Annotated in this window: 20 protein-coding genes; 9 read left to right on the top strand and 11 right to left on the bottom strand. The window is 55.8% G+C overall.

Going from position 1 to position 19,136, the window contains the following annotated elements; genetic code table 11:
• Positions 1 to 22: 22 nt before the first annotated feature.
• The 3 genes from N1689_RS00365 to N1689_RS00355 all read left to right on the top strand — a co-directional run bounded on the left by N1689_RS00365 (position 23) and on the right by N1689_RS00355 (position 1,348).
• Positions 23 to 673 carry a CPBP family intramembrane glutamic endopeptidase gene (locus N1689_RS00365; RefSeq protein ID WP_161736666.1) on the top strand — a complete coding sequence of 217 codons (651 nt, stop codon included), beginning with the start codon at positions 23 to 25 and terminating at the stop codon, positions 671 to 673.
• 174 nt (positions 674 to 847) lie between these two features.
• Positions 848 to 1,018 (top strand): hypothetical protein, encoded by a 171-nt coding sequence (locus tag N1689_RS00360; RefSeq protein WP_003850083.1) that lies wholly within the window; start codon positions 848 to 850, stop codon positions 1,016 to 1,018.
• 99 nt (positions 1,019 to 1,117) lie between these two features.
• A complete protein-coding gene (locus tag N1689_RS00355) occupies positions 1,118 to 1,348 on the top strand; it encodes a hypothetical protein (RefSeq protein ID WP_161736667.1) in 231 nt (76 codons plus the stop codon).
• 115 nt (positions 1,349 to 1,463) lie between these two features.
• On the opposite strand, the gene yniD is transcribed toward N1689_RS00355, so the two are convergent.
• The 6 genes from yniD to N1689_RS00325 all read right to left on the bottom strand — a co-directional run bounded on the left by yniD (position 1,464) and on the right by N1689_RS00325 (position 7,166).
• Positions 1,464 to 1,571, bottom strand: coding sequence for a small membrane protein YniD (gene yniD / locus N1689_RS00350; protein WP_022625163.1), 108 nt, complete (start codon positions 1,569 to 1,571; stop codon positions 1,464 to 1,466).
• Positions 1,572 to 1,692: 121 nt separating this feature from the next.
• Positions 1,693 to 2,121, bottom strand: coding sequence for an OsmC family protein (locus N1689_RS00345; RefSeq protein WP_150037844.1), 429 nt, complete (start codon positions 2,119 to 2,121; stop codon positions 1,693 to 1,695).
• Between the two features lie 57 nt (positions 2,122 to 2,178).
• Positions 2,179 to 3,366, bottom strand: coding sequence for an FMN-dependent L-lactate dehydrogenase LldD (gene lldD, locus N1689_RS00340; RefSeq protein ID WP_260057591.1), 1,188 nt, complete (start codon positions 3,364 to 3,366; stop codon positions 2,179 to 2,181).
• Positions 3,366 to 4,139, bottom strand: a complete 774-nt coding sequence (gene lldR / locus N1689_RS00335) for a transcriptional regulator LldR (protein WP_161736669.1) — start codon at positions 4,137 to 4,139, stop codon at positions 3,366 to 3,368. Before lldR ends, lldD begins: the two co-directional genes overlap by 1 nt.
• Positions 4,136 to 5,791: an L-lactate permease gene (gene lldP / locus N1689_RS00330; RefSeq protein ID WP_260057587.1), complete on the bottom strand. Its 1,656-nt coding sequence runs from the start codon at positions 5,789 to 5,791 to the stop codon at positions 4,136 to 4,138. The genes lldR and lldP overlap by 4 nt, the downstream gene beginning before the upstream one ends.
• 205 nt (positions 5,792 to 5,996) lie before the next feature.
• Positions 5,997 to 7,166 carry a cyanate transporter gene (locus tag N1689_RS00325; RefSeq protein WP_222924460.1) on the bottom strand — a complete coding sequence of 390 codons (1,170 nt, stop codon included), beginning with the start codon at positions 7,164 to 7,166 and terminating at the stop codon, positions 5,997 to 5,999.
• Positions 7,167 to 7,253: 87 nt separating this feature from the next.
• On the opposite strand from N1689_RS00325, the gene N1689_RS00320 reads away from it, so the two are divergent.
• The 3 genes from N1689_RS00320 to dbpA all read left to right on the top strand — a co-directional run bounded on the left by N1689_RS00320 (position 7,254) and on the right by dbpA (position 12,080).
• Complete coding sequence (locus N1689_RS00320) at positions 7,254 to 8,114, top strand: LysR family transcriptional regulator (RefSeq protein ID WP_222924461.1); 861 nt, start codon at positions 7,254 to 7,256, stop codon at positions 8,112 to 8,114.
• A gap of 90 nt (positions 8,115 to 8,204) precedes the next feature.
• Complete coding sequence (locus tag N1689_RS00315) at positions 8,205 to 9,593, top strand: amidohydrolase (RefSeq protein WP_161736999.1); 1,389 nt, start codon at positions 8,205 to 8,207, stop codon at positions 9,591 to 9,593.
• Between the two features lie 1,104 nt (positions 9,594 to 10,697).
• Complete coding sequence (gene dbpA / locus N1689_RS00310; RefSeq protein WP_161734465.1) at positions 10,698 to 12,080, top strand: ATP-dependent RNA helicase DbpA; 1,383 nt, start codon at positions 10,698 to 10,700, stop codon at positions 12,078 to 12,080.
• Positions 12,081 to 12,115: 35 nt separating this feature from the next.
• Here dbpA and N1689_RS00305 read toward each other — a convergent pair whose 3' ends face one another.
• Positions 12,116 to 12,508, bottom strand: coding sequence for a YgiW/YdeI family stress tolerance OB fold protein (locus tag N1689_RS00305; protein WP_260057582.1), 393 nt, complete (start codon positions 12,506 to 12,508; stop codon positions 12,116 to 12,118).
• 167 nt (positions 12,509 to 12,675) lie between these two features.
• Here N1689_RS00305 and N1689_RS00300 point away from each other — a divergent pair, with 167 nt between their 5' ends.
• The 3 genes from N1689_RS00300 to N1689_RS00290 all read left to right on the top strand — a co-directional run bounded on the left by N1689_RS00300 (position 12,676) and on the right by N1689_RS00290 (position 15,748).
• On the top strand, positions 12,676 to 13,638 hold the full coding sequence (locus tag N1689_RS00300) for a chemotaxis protein (RefSeq protein WP_013356916.1): 963 nt from the start codon (positions 12,676 to 12,678) through the stop codon (positions 13,636 to 13,638).
• Positions 13,639 to 13,718: 80 nt separating this feature from the next.
• Positions 13,719 to 13,868 (top strand): hypothetical protein, encoded by a 150-nt coding sequence (locus tag N1689_RS00295; protein WP_202604978.1) that lies wholly within the window; start codon positions 13,719 to 13,721, stop codon positions 13,866 to 13,868.
• Between the two features lie 302 nt (positions 13,869 to 14,170).
• Positions 14,171 to 15,748, top strand: a complete 1,578-nt coding sequence (locus N1689_RS00290) for a methyl-accepting chemotaxis protein (protein WP_260057576.1) — start codon at positions 14,171 to 14,173, stop codon at positions 15,746 to 15,748.
• A 226-nt stretch (positions 15,749 to 15,974) separates the two neighbouring features.
• Here N1689_RS00290 and N1689_RS00285 read toward each other — a convergent pair whose 3' ends face one another.
• The 4 genes from N1689_RS00285 to N1689_RS00270 all read right to left on the bottom strand — a co-directional run bounded on the left by N1689_RS00285 (position 15,975) and on the right by N1689_RS00270 (position 18,996).
• Positions 15,975 to 16,145 carry a cold-shock protein gene (locus N1689_RS00285; protein WP_098053076.1) on the bottom strand — a complete coding sequence of 57 codons (171 nt, stop codon included), beginning with the start codon at positions 16,143 to 16,145 and terminating at the stop codon, positions 15,975 to 15,977.
• A 3-nt stretch (positions 16,146 to 16,148) separates the two neighbouring features.
• Positions 16,149 to 16,361, bottom strand: a complete 213-nt coding sequence (gene cspA / locus N1689_RS00280; protein WP_003854408.1) for an RNA chaperone/antiterminator CspA — start codon at positions 16,359 to 16,361, stop codon at positions 16,149 to 16,151.
• A gap of 300 nt (positions 16,362 to 16,661) precedes the next feature.
• A complete protein-coding gene (locus N1689_RS00275; RefSeq protein WP_260057573.1) occupies positions 16,662 to 16,997 on the bottom strand; it encodes an Ivy family c-type lysozyme inhibitor in 336 nt (111 codons plus the stop codon).
• Positions 16,998 to 17,241: 244 nt separating this feature from the next.
• Positions 17,242 to 18,996: a glycosyl hydrolase family 28-related protein gene (locus N1689_RS00270; RefSeq protein ID WP_161734474.1), complete on the bottom strand. Its 1,755-nt coding sequence runs from the start codon at positions 18,994 to 18,996 to the stop codon at positions 17,242 to 17,244.
• Positions 18,997 to 19,136: the final 140 nt, after the last annotated feature.

Below are 19,136 nucleotides of genomic sequence, written 5' to 3'. Positions count from 1 at the left end.
ACCTTCGCTGGCTGAGTCGCCTATGAACACCAATTCCGACAGAGTGACCCTGACGCTGTTCTACGTCGGCAGCTTTGTGGTCTATTACCTGGTTACCATGCTGATCACGCTGTTCCCTAATTACAGCGTGCTGCGTAATGACGGCCTGCTGGTGCCCGTACTCTGCCTGTTTGAATTTGCTGTTATCTACCCGCTTTATCGCTTTTACTGCCAGCGTCGTACTGATTTGCCGCTGGGTGAGCTTTACACGCTGCAAACCCTGCTGTTTACCGGCGCGCTGTTTTTGTTGATGGCAGCACAGATGCAGTTCATGCAGCCGGAAGGCTGGCTGGTGATGCAGGCCCAGCAGGGACGCAATTCGCTGTTGATCCTGCTGCTGACCGCCGTACTGCTGGCGCCGGTGTTTGAAGAGGTGCTGTTCCGCGGTTTCCTGTTACAGGGTTTTCTGCTGTGGGCGCCGCGCAGCCGTTTCGCCTGCATGCTGCTGACCTCACTGCTGTTTGCGGTGATGCATACACAGTATGTGCACTGGCAGACCCTTATCGCTCTGACGCTGTTTTCGCTGCTGCTCTGCTATGCGCGGCTGCGGAGTAACAGTCTGGCGCTGCCCATCTTCCTGCACACCCTGAATAACCTGATTGCGCTGCTGCCCGCCTGGTATTTTGCTGGCTGACTCCCTGCCAGCGTCCTCGTCTTACCCAGCCCTCATCCTGCCGCAGGCCGCTGCCTGGCAGCGTCATAGCTCACACTGACAATGCCGCCCCGTCACGTTTGTCTATACTGGATGTTAAAAAGGGATAAAAAGCACCACAGTCCGGACCACCAGACCGTGTAAAGGAGAGGATCTATGTTGATAGGATTTGTGTTGTTAGTGAGCGCGTGTGGCTACGATGCCTGCGAAGCGCTGCCGGTCTCGGAGCGCATCTATCCGACGAAGGTGGACTGTGAAACGATGGCAAACCGTATTCATAAAGTCAGACCGAATGTGGTACTGCTTTGTGGTGAGGTCCATCGCTGATTCAGGACCAGATTCAATAAAGCAGGGCTGCAACATTGCAAGCTGGCGCTTTAACGTACAAAATATAAGCTGTTGTTAACCTTTACCGTAGTGAATCCCATGAAAACATCACGCCCCCGTCGTCCTGGTGGACGCTGGGTTTACTATCTTTTGTATGATGGCATTCTGTGGCCCTGCCCCGTCCGATGGGAGTGGGAGAGCAGCTATGGCGGCTGGTTGCCATTTTACTACACGCCAACCTTTGAGTTTTTGGTGGGTGATCCGCGTAAGGCTTATCGTATTGCGCGCAGCGATGTGCGGACTAAACGGCGCGAGGATGCTTTTGTCTGAGGGCGATTATCGCCACGGCAGCCATGAGGCTGTGAGCAGAAAATGAACCGCTTCCAGTACGATAATTACCATCACTAAGATGCCCAGCGAGTGGCGACTCATCCACTTCATCGGCTCAGGCCCAGATCATCGCAGCCCAGCGGATCAGCAGCAGCGCGCCGCAAATGCACAGCAGAACCAACACCATCTTCCAGTACTTTTTGGCCGCCCGGTATCTTGTCACCTCGGTTTCCCCTCTGTCAGAAAGCGAAGATGCGCCAGAAGGCGCATCTGTTCCGGTCAGCAACAGGACCGGGAGGCATAGCATAACGTCGGGGCCACCAAAAGGCGACCCGTTGCCGGCATCAATTGTTCAGGGTGTAATCCAGCGTAATTTCCGCGTTCAGTACCTGAGAAACCGGGCAGCCCGCTTTGGCTTTGTTGATGATTTCGTCGAAGGCCGACTCATCAATGCCAGGCAGAGAAATCGTGCTGGTCAGCGCCACTTTAGTGATGGCAAAGCCGTCGCCTTTTTTATCCAGTGACACGTCAGCCGTGGTATCAATGCTTTCCGGCGTATGACCTGCATTGCCCAGCATCAGCGACAGTGCCATAGAGAAACAGGCCGCATGCGCTGCACCAATCAGCTCTTCCGGGTTGGTGCCTTTGCCGCCTTCAAAACGGGTATTAAAGCCATAAGGCTGCTGGCTCAGCACGCCGCTCTCGGTGCTAACGGTGCCTTTGCCTTTGATATCGCCTTCCCAGTGCGCCGAACCTTTCTTATGAATAGTCATGTCATTCCTCCTGTGGGTAAAGAAGCTAAGTATAGACAACACATTCATTTTCGCAGGCTAACTCACGGCGCCAGGACGTGACACGGTGCTTGTTGGTGTCAGCAGCGCCTCCGCCTGCACCAGCGAATCGCGGGTAATTTCACTTATCGATTTTGCGCCGGTCAGCGTCATGGCCACGCGCATCTCTTTCTCAATCAGGTTCAGCAGGTTTTCCACGCCACGCTGTCCGTGAGTCGCCAGCGCATAGATAAACGCCCGTCCCAGCAGCACGCTGTCTGCGCCCAGCGCAATCATCCGTACTACATCCAGTCCGTTACGAATGCCGCTGTCCGCCAGAATAGTGATGTCACCTTTGACCGCATCGGCAATCGCTGGCAGCGCACGGGCTGAGGAGAGTACGCCATCCAGCTGGCGTCCACCGTGATTCGAGACCACGATGCCATCAGCGCCAAAACGCACCGCATCCCGTGCATCTTCCGGATCGAGAATGCCCTTGATCACCATCGGCCCGTCCCAGAACTCGCGGATCCACTCCAGATCTTTCCAACTGATGGAAGGATCAAAGTTGTTCGCCAGCCAGCCAATATAATCTTCCAGCCCGGTCGGCTTGCCGAGATAGGCGGAGATGTTTCCCAGATCGTGCGGACGGCCCTGCAGACCCACATCCAGCGCCCACTGTGGATGGGTGACCGCCTGCCAGCAACGACGCAGCGCCGCGTGATTGCCGCTCATCCCGGAGTGCGCATCGCGATAGCGCGCACCCGGCGTCGGCATATCCACGGTAAACACCAGCGTTGAGCAACCGGCGGCTTTGGCCCGCTCCAGCGCATTGCGCATAAAGCCGCGGTCACGCAGCACATAAAGCTGGAACCACATCGGACGGTTGATCTGCGGAGCTACCTCTTCAATCGGGCAGACCGAGACCGTCGACAGGGTAAACGGAATGCCTTTCAGGGCGGCCGCGCGCGCCGCCTGCACTTCGCCGCGACGGGCATACATGCCACACAGGCCGACCGGTGCCAGCGCAACCGGCATCGACAGGGTTTCATTAAATAATTTCGTTTCGAGGCTCAGTTCCGACATGTTCTTCAGAATGCGCTGGCGCAGCGCCACGTCAGAAAGGTCCTCCACGTTGCGACGCAGGGTGTGCTCGGCGTAAGCACCGCCATCAAGATAGTGAAACAGGAATGGCGGCAGGATACGTTGCGCGGCGGCGCGATAGTCACTGGCAGCTGAGATAATCATCAGTCAGATTCCTTTGGGTTGCGTGTGTCGTTATCCGGTAAGCGGGTGATGCGCGCCTGGCGCGCTTCATCTTCATGGAGGCTTTTCAGGGTGGTGTGGACAAAGCCCAGATGCTGCATCGCCGCCTGACGGGCCGCGTCGGCGTCGCCCGCGAGGATCGCATCCAGCAGCGCCTGATGCTGTTCCGTCAGGCGGGCGAAAATATCTGGCTGGGTATACATGCGCTGACGACTCTGCATCACCGACGACTGCAGCAGCTCGAAAAAGCCGCGCATGGTCTGCAGCAGCACTACATTGTGCGACGCCTCGGCAATCGCCAGATGGAAGCGCACGTCTGCCTGGGCAGCGAGGTCGGGATCGTCACTCTCTTTCAGCTTCAGGGTGGCGTCAAAGGCGTACTGCAGCTTCTCTTTGTCGGCGTCAGTAGCCCGCAATGCCGCATGCCAGGCGGTGCTGGCCTCAATGGCATGGCGCGCTTCCAGAATGTCGTAGCGGTAGTCGGGATCGTCGCGCAGCAGCTGCCGAATCGGTTCGACGATGCGCTGTTCCGACCAGGGTGCCAGCTGCTGACGAATCCAGGTGCCGCCGCCGCGCCGGCTAATCAGCATGCCGCTGCTGATTAGCTGCTGTATCGCTTCACGCAGCGAAGATCGCGAGACGCCGAGTTCAGCAGAGAGCTGGCGCTCGGCGGGCAGACGCATGCCCGGCTCAAGCTGATGTTCGGTGATATAGGTCCGCAGGCGTGTCACCAGCGGATCGGCAGTGTTGCTCATGGGATCATCCAGGGGAAGACATAGGCCTGAAGCGTGGTAATCACACCCACCATACAGGTGAAAATCAGGCTGTGTTTAACCGTAAACCGGAACAGGTCGGACTCTTTCCCCACCAGCCCGACCGCTGCACAGGCGATAGCGATCGACTGCGGCGAGATCATCTTACCCGTCACGCCACCGGTGGTGTTGGCCGCCACCAGCAGAATATCGGAAACGCCGATCTGTTGGGCGGTGGTGGCCTGTAACGCGGCGAAAAGCGCATTTGATGAGGTATCTGATCCTGTCAGGAAGACGCCCAGCCAGCCCAGAAACGGCGAGAAGAAGGTAAATGCGTGACCGGTATGCGCCAGCGCCAGGGCAAGCGTGGCAGAGAGGCCGGAGTAGTTGGAGATAAACGCAAAGGCCAGTACCATCCCGATGGAATAGATCGGCAGCGCCAGCTCTTTCAGCGTTTCTCCAAAGGTCTGCAGCGCCGCCTTTGGCTTCATACGCAGGAACAGCATCGCCATAATCGCCGCAATTAAAATCGCGGTGCCGGTCGCAGAGACCAGATCCAGCTTATAGATCGCCGGATAAGGGGTCGCACTGCTGACCACCGGCGGCATCCGCGCCACCAGTTCATGCAGCATCGGCACCGGCATAGCCAACACCCACTCATAGAGCGCACCGCCTTTGGCGAAAAGCGCTTTAAACGGTGGGATACTCCAGAGCGTGACGGTAGCGGTGAGAAACAGGAATGGCATCCAGGCGCGGATCACCTGCCCCAGCCGATACTTCTGCGGTGGCAGCAACGGAGCACCCTGTTTCGCCTCTGCATCGGCAAAGCGGAAGATGCGCACCGGCTTCCAGACCCGCAGGAAAAGCGTCAGCGAAATCAGCGAGGCGAGCGACGAGATAATATCGGGCAGCTCCGGACCCAGGAAGTTGGAGCTGAGGAACTGGGCAAGGGCAAACGAGCCACCTGCCACGACCACCGCCGGCCAGGTCTCTTTCACGCCGCGCCAGCCATCCATGATCGCCATAATCCAGAACAGCACAATCAGGGTGAGCAGCGGCAGCTGGCGTCCGGCCATCTGGCCGATGGCAAAACTGTCGAGCCCGGTTACCTGCCCCGCCACAATAATCGGGATTCCCATCGCGCCAAAGGCCACCGGCGCGGTATTCACAATCAGGCAGAGCCCGGCGGCGTAGAGCGGATTAAAGCCGAGTCCCACCAGCAGCGCGGCGGTAATCGCCACCGGCGCACCAAAGCCCGCAGCCCCCTCCAGAAACGCCCCGAACGAGAAGCCGACAATCAGCATCTGCAGACGCTGATCGGGCGTAATCGACAGGATAGAGGCACGGATAATGTCGAACTGGCCGGTTTTGACTGAGATCTTGTAGACGAACACCGCGGCGACAATAATCCAGGCAATCGGCCACAAGCCATAGAGAAAGCCATACACCACGGCGGCCAGCGCCTGTGCAACCGGCATCTGATAGAGAAACAGCGCCACCAGCAGCGCCAGCACCACGGTGGTGGTGGCCGCCAGGTAGCCTTTCATCTTCAGCTTAATCAGCGCAAAGAAGAAAAAGAGAATCGGGATCAGTGCGATCAGGCTTGAAAGCCAGATATTACCCAGCGGATCGTAGTTTTGTTGCCAGAGCTGCATGCCAGTATCTCCAGAGGAAAAGGTGACGTGGCACGCAGCCGCAGCGCTGGTGCCATCTGCCCCGGATTGGTCAGACCAAACCGCTGTGTCGGGGCTTATGGCAACAGATAGTTAACGCATTGTTAACCTGTGGCAACAAAAGATGCGCGAATTTTCCCGGAGTGTGAACCAGAGAAAAATATTGCCGGGATTGGTCGGACCAAAATCAGGGATTGGTATCCCGAAAGGCGCGCTGATAGCTGTGCGGATGAAAACGCAGATTAAGCGCAATCAGCAGCAGCGTGATCGTCGCCTGCAGAATCCAGACGCTGGTGAAATTTCCGGTGAGCGCATGCAGCTGACCGGCGATAAACGGCATGCTGCCCGCGATAATAAAGCCGACGCCCTGCATAAAAGCCACCAGCCGCGCGCCAGCCTGCGGCTGCTCCAGATGATCCAGCGCCAGCACCAGCGTCAGCGGAAATGCCCCGCCCAGCCCGAAGCCCGCCATCCCTGCCCAAAGCCACGGTGCCAGTTGTGGCGCAAACAGGAAACCGAGCATGCCGCTGAACTGCATCAATAGTGTCAGCAGCAGCAGCGGACGGCGATCGCGGCCCCGCGCCAGCAAGGGCAACAGCAGCGCACCCGTGACCTGACAGCCGATCATCATGCCAAGCAGTGAACCGCCCGCCTGCGCGCTCCAGCCGAGTTGATGATAAAAATCGGGCAGCCAGGCGACACAGATGGCATATCCGCCGTTCACCAGACCGAAGCTCAACGCCAGCGTCCAGGCGCGGGTTTTCCGCCACAGCGAAGGCAGAGCGGCGGACTCCGTCCGGGCTGCACGTGGGGTGGTGATAAACAGCCAGAGCAGGATGGCCAGCACCACCGGCAGCGCCCAGCTGCTCAGTGCGCCCTGCCAGCCAAGCTGCCCATTCAGCCACGGCGAGATCGCCGCGCCAATCCCACCGCCGCCCATCAGCGCCGCTGCCCACAGTCCGGTCACGCCGGCACTGCGGCCGCCAAATCGCTGACGGATCAATCCCGGCATCGCCATCTGCACGATGCCAATGCCCGCCCCTCCCGGCACAGTACTCAGCACCAGCCCGCCTCCGTCAGCCACAAACAGCCGACTCACCAGCGCCAGCAACAGCAGCAACAGGCCACCCAGCAGCAGTTTACGCACCGTAAAGCGCTGCATCAGCGGGGCGCTGACTAACGCAATGGCACCCATCATCATCATCGGCACCGCAGGCAAGAGCGATGCCGCCAGCGGCGACAGACCGATGCTCTGCCGCAGCTCGCCGAGTAACGGACTGACCGAGGTCATCAGCGGTCGCATATTGAGCCCGGCCAGCACCAGCGCCGCCAGCAGCAGGTTGTTCTCTCTCTTCATATAAAATCTACGCTATTAAAAGTTGCCAGCCTGGCAGCAGTCGTTACTATCTGGAAATGAAATATTACTCTGCCAGGTAGTGGAAAAATGAATCGTCAGCCGATGTTTACTCCGCAACAGCTGCTCAGCTTTGTCGCGGTGTGCGAAACCGCCAGCTTTACCCGCGCCGCCGACCGGGTGCACCTGTCGCAGTCCACCGTCAGCCAGCAGGTGCGGCGGCTGGAGGAGATGGTCGGCAAAGAGCTGCTGGTCCGCTCCTCGCATCAGGTGCAGATCACCGAGGAGGGCGAAAAACTTTTAGGCTACGCCCGGCGAATTATTGCCCTGAACGGGGAAGCGCACGATGTGCTGAGTGACCAGTGGCGCGATGGCGTGCTGCGCCTTGGCGTGCCGGAAGATTTCGCCGCGCCCACGGCCGGTCTGCTGGCGCACTTCAGTCGCGACCATCCGCAGCTGCGGCTGGACGTGATGAGCGGCATGCAGGTGGAGCTGCGTCGCGCCTGGCAGCGTGAAGAGCTCGACATCATGCTGATTAAACAGCCGTACGGCGAGAGGCCACTGGCATCGCGTCCTGAACCGCTGTTGTGGCTCGACAGCGCAGAATGGCCCTGCTTTGAGCAGACGCCGGTGCCGCTGGTGCTGTTTCCCCAGTTGGGGCTCTATCGCGATGAGGTCTGTCAGACGCTTGATGCGCTGGGTCGAAGCTGGCGCATAGGTTACAGCAGCGCCAGCCTGGTCGCGCTGGCCGCCGCCAGTGCACAGGGGCTGGGTCTGACGTTACTGCCTGCCAGCTGCCGCCTGCCGGCACATCGGGTATTAGGTCCTGAACAGGGTCTGCCGGTGATTGATACCTTTGAACTGGCGTTGTTCTGCCGTCATCCGCATGATCCGCTGCAACGTGAACTGGCAGCGTCACTGGCGGCGTTTGGCAAGCTGCGCTGGCAGTGAGATAGCGAATAGCCATCAGTGGAAAATAACGCAGCAGAGTGAAGCGTCGTTTGTCAGATTAAAGCCTTGTTCTCTTTGCAGGAGCCTCTGATGCCTATTTCCTCTTCGCCGAGTCGCCGTGATTTCCTGGGGCAAAGCGTTCGCTGGACCGCTGCAGGCGGCTTGCTGGCCGCCGGTCTCGGTCAGGCCAGTGCCGCCATTCCCCCATCGTTGTCCGCCATCAATCCCGACCAGGCCGCCACTCTGCCCCGGCAGGATCACTATCTGCTGCGCAATGTGCGACTGGAAGAGGGCTTTATCCGCGAAGATGACGACGTCGTCGCGACCCGGACCGGTCTTTATGACATCAGCGTGCGCGACGGCAAAATTGACCAGCTGACCTCTGCGGGCCAGGGTAATAGCACGCTGCCCTCGTGGGATGCGCAGGAGGCGCTGCTGCTGCCCGCTACGCAGGACATGCATATCCATCTTGATAAAACCTTCTACGGCGGTCCGTGGCAGGCTCCACGTCCACGTCAGGGCAAAACCATCATGGATATGATTGCGCGCGAGCAGGTACTGATTCCGCAGCTGCTGCCGCACTCGCAGGCCCGCGCCGAAGGATTGATCGCCCTGCTGCATGCCAAAGGCACCACCCGTGCACGTAGCCATTGCAATATCGACCCGGTCAGTGGCCTGAAAAGTCTGGAACATCTGCAGGCGGCATTAGCCCGTCATCCCGCCTTTGCGTGCGAGATCGTTGCCTTCCCGCAGCACGGTCTGCTGCACTCGCAGGTTGATGGCTTGATGCGTGAGGCGATGCAGCACGGCGTTGAGTATGTCGGCGGACTGGATCCTACTAACGTGGATGGCGCGATGGAGAAGTCGCTGGATGCCATGTTTCAGATTGCGCTCGACTATCAGCGCGGCGTGGATATTCATCTGCATGAAACCTCACCGGCTGGCGTGGCGGCGATTCAGTATATGGTTGACACCGTCGCGAAGACTCCGGCGCTGAAAGGCAAAGTGACGCTGAGCCACGGTTTTGCGCTGGCGACGCTCACCGGCAGTGCGCTGGATAAAATGATTGAAGGGCTGGCAGAGCAGCAGTTCAGCGTCGCTTCCACGTTGCCGATTGGCAAGCTCACTATGCCAGTTCCACAGTTGCAGGCGGCGGGAATTAAAGTGATGACCGGCACCGACAGCGTGATCGATCACTGGTCTCCGTTTGGCACCGGCAGCATGCTGGAAAAAGCGAATCTCTATGCACAGCTCTATCGCGGTTCAGATGAGTTCTCGCTGTCGCGGGCGCTGGCCATCGCCACAGACGATCGGCTGCCGCTCTCTGCTCAGGGCGAACGTCAGTGGCCTGCGCCGGGCGATGAAGCGAGCATGATGCTGGTAGCAGCGAGCTGTTCTGCCGAAGCCGTGGCACGCATGTCACCGGTAGTCGCGACCTTCTCGCGCGGTAAACCGGTATTTGCGCTGGCATCGACCTGAAACAGCAGGGCTGCGGACAAAAACGCCGGGAGCGTTTTTGAACAACGCAACGCGTTGGCCCGGAAGGGCGCATCTCAGGGATGAGATGCGTACTAAAAACGCCGGGAGCGTTTTTGAACAACGCAACGCGTTGGCCCGGCTACGGGCGCACCTCAGGGATGAGGTGCGTAATCGCCCGCGCTGAGCCTTCTCAGCAAATGCGAAGAGATCGAGCCTGCTCAGGGAAATCGGTCAGATCGGAAAGACGCTTAAGCCATCCATGGCCGCTCGGCGCGTGCCGTCCCTTGCGCGGGACGCTTTCCTCTTCTGACCGGCTTCCCTGCGCTTTAAGCTTGCTTATTGCTGATAGATTCTCAGTGCCCGTGGTTTACCAGCAGCGGCCTTACTGCCCAAACCTGTTCCCTGCTACGGCCCCCAAAAACAACAGAGCCTCCACAAGGGAGGCTCTGCATTTACCTGAGCGGAGTGCGGGTTACGCGCTTTTGGCCCATTGATTATTCGACATTAGTTCCATTGCCAGCGCGTATAAGCGACGATCTTCCTGATCACAGGGCTCATCTTCCGCATAACAGCCGATCATGGATGCGATTTTATCCGCAGATAAACTCTCTCCATGAACATGCAGTGTCAGTACGGCGCGGCCTACTATTTTAAGCACATTTTCATGTGGTCCCTGGATGCTATTACTCAATGCAAATACCCTCTACCGGTCGTTGTACCAGGAATATGGCGCGATAAATATAAAGCAATTAGATCAGGATTTTTATCGGCACTAGTGGTGATATTTTTTAATGATTAATTCTATTACTGGAGTCATAGTTAAGGATTTGTCTGATTAACAATGAAATATTTTTTTAAAAACGGTCACTTATAAAATAATCATTGGTATTAACCGATCGTCAATCCGGAACACCTTCGTTAAGCCGGCATTAATCTATAAAAATAAACCACCTTTTTTCAGTAAACTTCAGCTTATTCCTAAGCGTACCGGCAGATATAGTTGCATACTGCTAACCATCGAGGTTCCCGTTGCTGTCAGGCGTGCTTTCTGCCAGACTTGCCCCGCAATAATGCCCTACACTTTCAGCCTCAGAGGCCGCGCCCGTGACCGCTTTTTCTACCCTCAATTCGCTTCCCGATAGCCAGCTCGATAACCTGCGCGAGATGGGCTACACCAGCATGACGCCCGTGCAGGCCGCTACGCTGCCCGCCATTCTGCAGGGACGCGACGTGCGCGCGCAGGCGAAAACCGGCAGCGGTAAAACGGCTGCCTTTGGTATTGGTTTACTGCACCATATCGACAGCACCCGCTTTCAGACGCAGGCACTGATCCTCTGTCCGACCCGTGAACTGGCGGATCAGGTAGGCAATGTCCTGCGCCAGCTGGCGCGCTTCACCCGCAACATCAAAGTCCTCACCCTGTGTGGCGGACAGCCGATGAGCGCACAGCGTGATTCACTGGTGCATCCACCGCATATCGTGGTTGGCACGCCGGGTCGTATCCTCGACCACATCAATCGTGAGAACCTCAAGCTCGACCAGCTCAACACGCTGGTACTGGATGAGGCGGATCGGATGCTGGAGATGGGTTTCCTCAATGATATGGAAACCATCATTGAAGCGACGCCTGCCTCGCGCCAGACGCTGCTCTTCTCCGCCACCTGGCCCGACGGCATCACAGCCATCAGCACCCGCTTCCAGCGTGATGCGCTGAGCGTCGTCACTGAAGATGTCAGTGAACTCCCGTCAATCGACCAGCAGTTCTTTGAAGCCAGTCACAATGAAAAACTGGGTCTGCTCATCGCACTGCTCGGCGATCGCCAGCCTTCATCCTGCGTGGTCTTCTGCAACACTAAACGTGAATGTGACGATGTCGCCGCGGCGCTTAACGCGCGTGATATCAGTGCTCTGCCACTGCATGGTGATCTTGAGCAGCGCGATCGTGAACGTGTGCTGATCCGCTTCGCGAACGGCAGCGGTCGCGTGCTGGTCGCTACCGATGTCGCTGCGCGCGGACTCGACATCAAATCGCTGGCGATGGTAGTCAACTATCAGCTCGCATGGGATCCTGAAGTCCATCTCCACCGCATCGGTCGTACGGCGCGGGCAGGCGAACATGGCGTTGCCGTCAGCCTGGTCGCGGCTGATGAAATGGCGCGCGCGCACGCGCTGGAAGATTTTCTGCAGCAGAAGCTGCCGTGGGTCTCGGCCAGCACGCTGAAAAAGGGCAGCAGCAAGCCACTGCCTGCCGCCATGATGACGCTATGCATTGATGGTGGCCGTAAAGCCAAGATACGTCCGGGAGATATTCTGGGTGCACTGACCGGTGAAGCAGGTTATCGCGCTGAGCAGATCGGGAAAATTGTTCTGACCCCGACCCATGCCTATGTAGCGATTGAGGCAAATCAGGCCAAAGCGGCACTGGTGAAACTTAAGCAGGGCAAAATCAAAGGTAAAACCTGTCGGGCGATTCTGCTGAAAGACTAAGAAAAAAGGGCGAGGTTATGACCTCGCCCTTTTTGTTATGGCTCTTCGATGCGGGACACATGCAGCGTGGTTTTATCCCCTTTGCCCTGTACCTTACCACTGACGCGCACTTTGTCCTCAGCGGTGTAGGTTTTACCATTAAAGGTTTTCTTTGGGGCGATAATGGGTAACGTGCCGGTGTTGTCACGGAACTGATACCGCTCGCCCTGCTCTTTCTTCAAAATGTAACCTTCCAGCGTCACATACCCGCCCTGACGGAAATCGCGGATCTGATCGATGTGGGTCTGACCGGTATCTTCAGAACCTTTATAGCCGGCATCCTGCTTGTGTTGCGGCGGCGGCGTATCACCAGCTTTGTATCCGCCCTCTTCAGCTGAAACGCCCGCGCTCATCATCACCAGCAACGACGCTAAAATTACTTTTTTCATTTCACACTCCTTTATTGGAAAGGTGTCCATGTTGAACCTTCAGGGTTAAGCCTGGCACAATAATTGGCATCCGTTTTATTTCACCCTTCTCTTCTCACCTTTTTCCGTTTGCTGCCGATAACCTGTTCACACCCTATTTCACCAGCTGCGTTAATGCAGAGGCAACCATGGATAATTTTCAAAAAGAGATCGATGAAAGAGCGAACCTCGCGTTATCGAACAAGTTTGAGCTGCTGCTGTTTCGCTTAGGTTCCGATCAGCTGAAAGGCAAGTCTGAACTGTTTGGCATTAACGTCTTCAAGCTGCGTGAAATTGTACCGATGCCGACCATCACTAAAGCCGCGGGCATGCGTTCGCCGCTGCTGGGTATGGCGAGTATTCGTGGTCAGTTCATTCCGGTGATCGACCTGCCAGCGGTAGCCGGCTGTGTACCTGAAACCGGTCTTAACCTGCTGCTGGTGACCGAGTATGCCCGTAACACCCAGGCGTTTGCCGTGGAGTCAGTAGAGAACATCGTGCGCCTCGACTGGAGCCAGGTGCATACCGCCGAAGCCGGTATCGGTGGCCGCAATATTACCAGCATCGCCTGCCTGGACAGCGACAAGCAGAGCAACGAGCTGGCGATGGTGCTGGACGTTGAGCAGATTCTGTATGACATCATCCCTTCAGTGCGCGGCGTTGAACCGGAAGCGGCCAGACCGCGTGCCTTCAACTATCGCCCTGGTGCGGTCGCCATTGTGGCAGAAGATTCCAAAGTGGCGCGTCAGCTGCTGGAACAGGGCCTGAAGAGCATGGGCATTCCGGCGCTGATGTTTAACACCGGTCTGGAAGCCTGGGAAAAAATTAAGCTGATGAGCCAGGAAGCACAGGCTGCAGGCGAGTCGATTCACGACAAAATTGCGCTGGTCCTGACCGATCTGGAGATGCCAGAGATGGATGGCTTTACGCTGACCCGCAACATCAAGCGGGACCCGATTCTCAAGGTTCTGCCGGTCGTCATTCACTCCTCACTCTCTGGCAGCGCCAACGAAGATCATGTGCGCAAAGTGGGTGCCGACGGTTATGTGGCGAAGTTTGAACTGAATGAGCTGTCAGACGTGATTTTCAACGTTCTCGACACTGCCCGCTAAACAAATCCGGGCCGCAAAGAATGCCCGGTATGTTTTTACTTTTTAGCCAGCAAAATAGCTGGCCTGACCAGGAACCGACTATGCACATTGAAACTTTACCTGTTACACCGGCACCTGCTACCCCTGCTCCTCAGAAAGCACTGCGTGGCCGTTTACGCCAGCTGGCCTGGATTACCGCCGTCACGTTAAGTGTCGCATTCTGGACAGGCCTCTACTTCTTAGTTTTCTGAATCCGGTCATGCTTGTCTGGATCGGGCCGTCAGCACTCCTGCTGACGGCCCTTTTTTTTGCCTGCGCTTCCCCCTTTGTTTATTTGTTAACCTTTTCTGAAGCTTTTCAGTGACTATTTATTCACGCACCGTTATTACTTAAAAATTATTAAAGGTACATGTTCGTATTCCGATAACTGTATGCGCGAGATCACCTTTTTGCCTGCGGCTGTGACCACAGACATCAGCAAGGCACTGCGCACAACAGCAGAGAACCTGAGCGTTGCTAACAAATTGATTAATAATAAAACGGGGAAGAAAACATGTTCAGTATCAAGAATATGAAGGTGGGAATGCGGCTCGCAGCAGCCTTCGGTATTATTGTGACCTTACTGATAGTGATTGGCGTAACATCCATTACCAGAATTAACAGTATTAATACCGCGATCTCATCGATCGTTGACGATCGCTATGTAAAAGTACGACTGGCATTTGATGTGCGCGATGGCGTCAACGATCAGATCAAATACCTGCGCGGCATGGTGATCGACACAACACGCCCGGAAATGAATGTGAAGCGTTATGGTCAGCTTGATGAAGCGACGCAACGCACTAACATCGCGATGAAAAAGATTGAGGATATCCAGGTCACGCCCGTAGGTAAGAAAAAGATCGCCGGTCTGCTGGCCTCTTCTCAGGCGTTTGAGAAGGTTAAAGCTGAGTTGATCACCCTGATTAAAGCAGGCGATTTTGATGCTGCCAGCATCTATGTCCTGGAATCGATGACCGCTACACAGAATAAGTTTCTTCAGGATGCGGTGAATTTTGCCAACTCACAGGATTCCCAGCTGCGCAGTGAAGGCCAGGGTATTGTGGAAAATGGACAGTCAGCCATCACCATCACCCTGATTTTCTCCGCGCTGGCCATTCTGGCCGCGATTATGCTGGGCTACTTCCTGACCCGCTCTATTGTCCGTCCACTGGTTGCAGCGGTTGACGTTGCTGAACGTGTTGCCGCGGGCGATCTGAGTACCCAGATGCAGGTAACCTCGCGTGATGAAACCGGCGTCCTGATGCAGGCGCTGCAGCGCATGAACGATAACCTGCTGTCGATTGTGACTGAAGTACGCACCGGCTCCGACACTATCGCGGTCGCCTCTAATCAGATCTCCAGCGGTAACCTTGACCTCTCAACCCGCACTGAGCAACAGGCCAGTTCGCTGGAAGAGACCGCCTCTGCCATGGAGCAGATGACGTCGACCGTGAAACACAATGCCGACAATGCGCGTGAAGCTAATCACCTGGTATCGACGACGTCCAGCGTAGCGCGTGAAGGTGGCGTGGTCATGGAGAAAGTGATCGAGAAGATGGAAGCGATCGCGCTCTCCTCACGCAAAATTGTCGATATCATCAGCGTCATCGACTCCATCGCCTTCCAGACCAATATTCTGTCACTGAATGCCGCCGTTGAAGCTGCGCGTGCGGGTGAACAGGGTCGCGGCTTTGCGGTGGTTGCGAGTGAAGTGCGTAATCTGGCACAGCGCTCAGCCTCCGCGGCCAAAGAGATTAAGGTCCTGATTGAAGATTCGGTCGCTAAAGTCGATGAAGGCAGCAAACTGGTAACCCATGCGGGTTCGACCATCGGTGAGGTGGTGAACAGCGTGCAGAGCGTGGCGAATATCATGAGCGAAATCACCATTGCCAGCAGCGAGCAGAGCAGCGGTATCAATGAGATCAATCAGGCGATTACCCAGATGGAAGCGGTAACGCAGCAGAACGCCGCGCTGGTTCAGGAAGCGTCAGCCGCTTCACAGGCACTGCAGGATCAGGCTGAGCGTATGGCACAGGCAATGAGCGTGTTTAATACCGGCAAGCTCGCACTGCAACCCGTGCTTCGCTGATTCCCTTTAATGGCCTGCTCCGGCGGGCCTTTTCAGATCGGTGACAGTAAACGAACAGGTTACAGATGGTTGACCAAAAAGTTGCGCAGGGAAGCTAAGGTATTCCGGGGGTTATAGAAGAAAGGATTAGGGATTGCGGATGGAAACAGCAGAAACAAAAAAGGCTGCCAGAGGCAGCCTTTTATTACTGTAAATGCAACAACGCTATAAAGCTCACTAGCCTTTATCAGAGAGCGCGAAGCTGGCTCTGAATTGCAATCCTCGCCGCGTTCACCTGAACAACGACAGATTTGCAGAAAATGCATTTCGCTCCATGCGGGTTGGCTCTTGTAACATCAAAATGTGATGTACGAAACTGTGAGCCATTACAGTGAGGACATTTAAAAGTAATTTTCAGTCCTTAGAGACCAACAACGTTCGCAGCAGCTGGGCCTTTGGCGCCATTTTCTACTGTGAATTCAACTTGCTGACCTTCGTCTAATGAACGGAAATCGGTGCCCTGGATTGCAGAGAAATGTACGAATACATCTTTGCTGCCGTCTGCAGGAGAGATGAAACCGAAGCCTTTCTCTGCGTTAAACCATTTAACGGTACCGCGAATTTTGTTAGACATGCTTAAATCCTTAATATATCGAGCCTTCCGGCATAATGGCCTGAGAACAGATTTTAATCAGAACGTAAGAGAAGACTCAAAAAGAAGGGATGTCTCGCGACAAACTTAGAGATGAGAACTGCTTTGGTTACTTACTTTGATAGTGTCTGTTAATCAAACCGACAATTCATTAGGCCACACTTCACCAGGCGACGCAAGCCGTAATTAAAATTAAACTCAAATAGCGTTGCCCGAAAGCCGCACAGCGACGTTGCTATGTTACAGCCTGCTCTGCCCCACACTGCGGCCTGAAAGAAAAGATCACTCTGCTACGTCACCCTCCAGCCGCCTGAACAGCACGTTTCGCATCTTTGCCTCATCTGCTGGAGTGAGATTAAGCCAGGTCAGCGTCTGACGATCTCTTTTCTGATCGTAGTCAGAGTAAACACCATGAATCTCCCCTTTCTCCGGAGAGTAAAGGAGAGCAATAGATTGTGCCGGACAGTTGTGTGGCTTACAGCCGGAGAGTAGCTGCCAGGTTTCACCCTGGAGGGTAACTGTACTGGCCAGTGTACTGGTTCCGCCCTGCTTAACGCAGGCAGGGAAATCATGTCCGGCGATAAGCTGGTGATACGCCTGGCTGGTCTGTTTATTCATTATGAAATCAGAAAGATAAGTCTGATTTGCAGCATTTACTAACATTGGCATGCCAGCTAATACTGCTACCAGTAAACCTTTATTCATCGCGCGCCCCTCTTACCCGCTGAGTTTTGCCTGTGTTAAACAGGACATTATCGGCTTTGCCACTGTTTGTCAGGTGGGGAACACTTGCCATTGAAGCTTCAGAGAGGCAAATCAAAAAAAGGGCGAGGCCGGAGCCTCGCCCAAAACATGCCGAACATCAATCGTAGTAAGGAACCTTGCGGTCAACGCCGTTGATATTGATCAGCACAAAACCGGTTGGCGCGGTTTTATTGGTCGGTGTACCCGCCGCAGTAGCGAGCGTAACGACCCCTTTTTCATTGGCACCGATGCCCGCCAGTCCATTGTGCATGCCGAAGCGTGCAGCGGGTTTCAGAGTGCCAACTTTGGTAATGTCCGTCACCACCGACATATCGGACTGGAACAACGAGCAGGAGCCGGTATCGAAGCGGGTCGGACCGGTCGTCTTCAGGTTGAACATGGTCTCGCCACTGCTGGCTTTCAGCTTGACCCATACCGCTGCATAGGTGGTTCCTACCCGGCTATAACGGATGTCCAGCACGGAAGGCTGCCCCATGTGGTAAGCATCCGCCCAGACCGTTTCCAGCCGCTGCAGGTTGATCAGCGTTTTACCGGTAGCAGGCATATTTACGGGTGAAGCGGCGGTGCCGGACGGCGTAGTGGCATCCGCTTTCCCGATCAACTCCATCACCCATTGCTGGTTAGGCGCCGGGAAAAAGAGCTGCCCCAGCCGATACCAGTTATCGGTATCGGTGTTGTTCACCACTTTATAGCCGCTGTAATAGCCGGCACGCAGCGAACCCGTCATGAACGTGCCGAAGTTCTCATCCCGACGATAGCCATATTCAAAGGTCGATAACCACTTACTTCCGGCCAGATCATTGGTAATTTTCGCCCCCGCCTGCAGGTTAATCTGACGCATCACCACGCGGGCATTGTTAAGATTGAATGGTGCGGCACAATCCTCAATGTTGAGCGTATCAATGGTCCACCCACCATCCGACAGGTCTCCCGGGTTGGTCGTGTGCTCAATCCAGACGTTTCGCATGATACCCTGCGTGACGCGCGGCATGTAGAGTGTGGCGTCGCCATAGCCCGACTGGAAGTTGGCATTACACAGCTCAATGGCGGTTGAGTGGTCCCAGTTCCCCTTCGGTGTGTTTGACCAGCCGATATCAAACACCCGTGAATAGGTCGAGGAGCTGTAAATCTGATCGAACTTACTGTCGAGCGTATCCTGCAGCTTAAAGACGGTTCCACCGGTACTTTGCGCCTTGAAGCAGAAGATATTGACGATCTGGCCGCCGACAATCGTATTTTCGAAGAACGGCTGCACGTTGCTGCACTGTTCAGGCGTAACGGTGACTTTTTGAGTGGTGTCGACAGTCCCGGCATTAGCTTGTCCGTGCCAGCAGATGCCTTTGATGACGATTTTGCGTGCATTAACTTTAAACACCGCACTCGCGCTTTTATCAGAGACAATGGTGGTGCGCGGTGACGATCCGAGTTCGATATCATCACCTGCCAGACCAAAAAACGGCAACTCTGTATCGCTGATATCAATGGGTGAAATCAGGAAGCGGCCCCCCGGAAAACGCACCGGCATCGCTTTCGCATAGGCGTTATAGGACTGCGTCCATGCCAGCATCCGCTTAAAGGCTTCAGTGTCATCGGTCACGCCATCCCCTCTCGCGCCAAAGTGCAGAACATTCACTTCAGTAGGGTCATTGATGGTGCGCTTCCAGTAGAAACCGTTACCCACTGCCACCGTACCGCCATCATCTTTCAGCGTAGTAGTGGAGAGAAAACCAACAAAGTCAGCACCGCCACGGAAGCTGGAGTCTTTGTCGTAATAGCGTTTCAGGCTCGCGACTTCACCTGATTTTGGCGGGACCGTGGTACGCAGTTCAGCAAAAGAGTTAACTTCGATCATAGAATCCTCCTCAGGATCAATGTGATATCGCGCTGATTGTCAGCGCACTACTTAGCCGCAGCCGGATGGCCGCAAAGGGTGTCCCACATATCGTTGTGGGTATTGATGGCGCGCACTGTCCTGACGTCCATTTTTTGCGC

Source organism: Pantoea sp. XY16, assembly GCF_025153065.1.
In the GTDB taxonomy this organism is placed as follows: domain Bacteria; phylum Pseudomonadota; class Gammaproteobacteria; order Enterobacterales; family Enterobacteriaceae; genus Pantoea; species Pantoea alfalfae.
The sequence above is the reverse complement of the archived record's forward strand: the minus strand, read 5'-3'. Positions and strand labels throughout refer to the sequence as shown.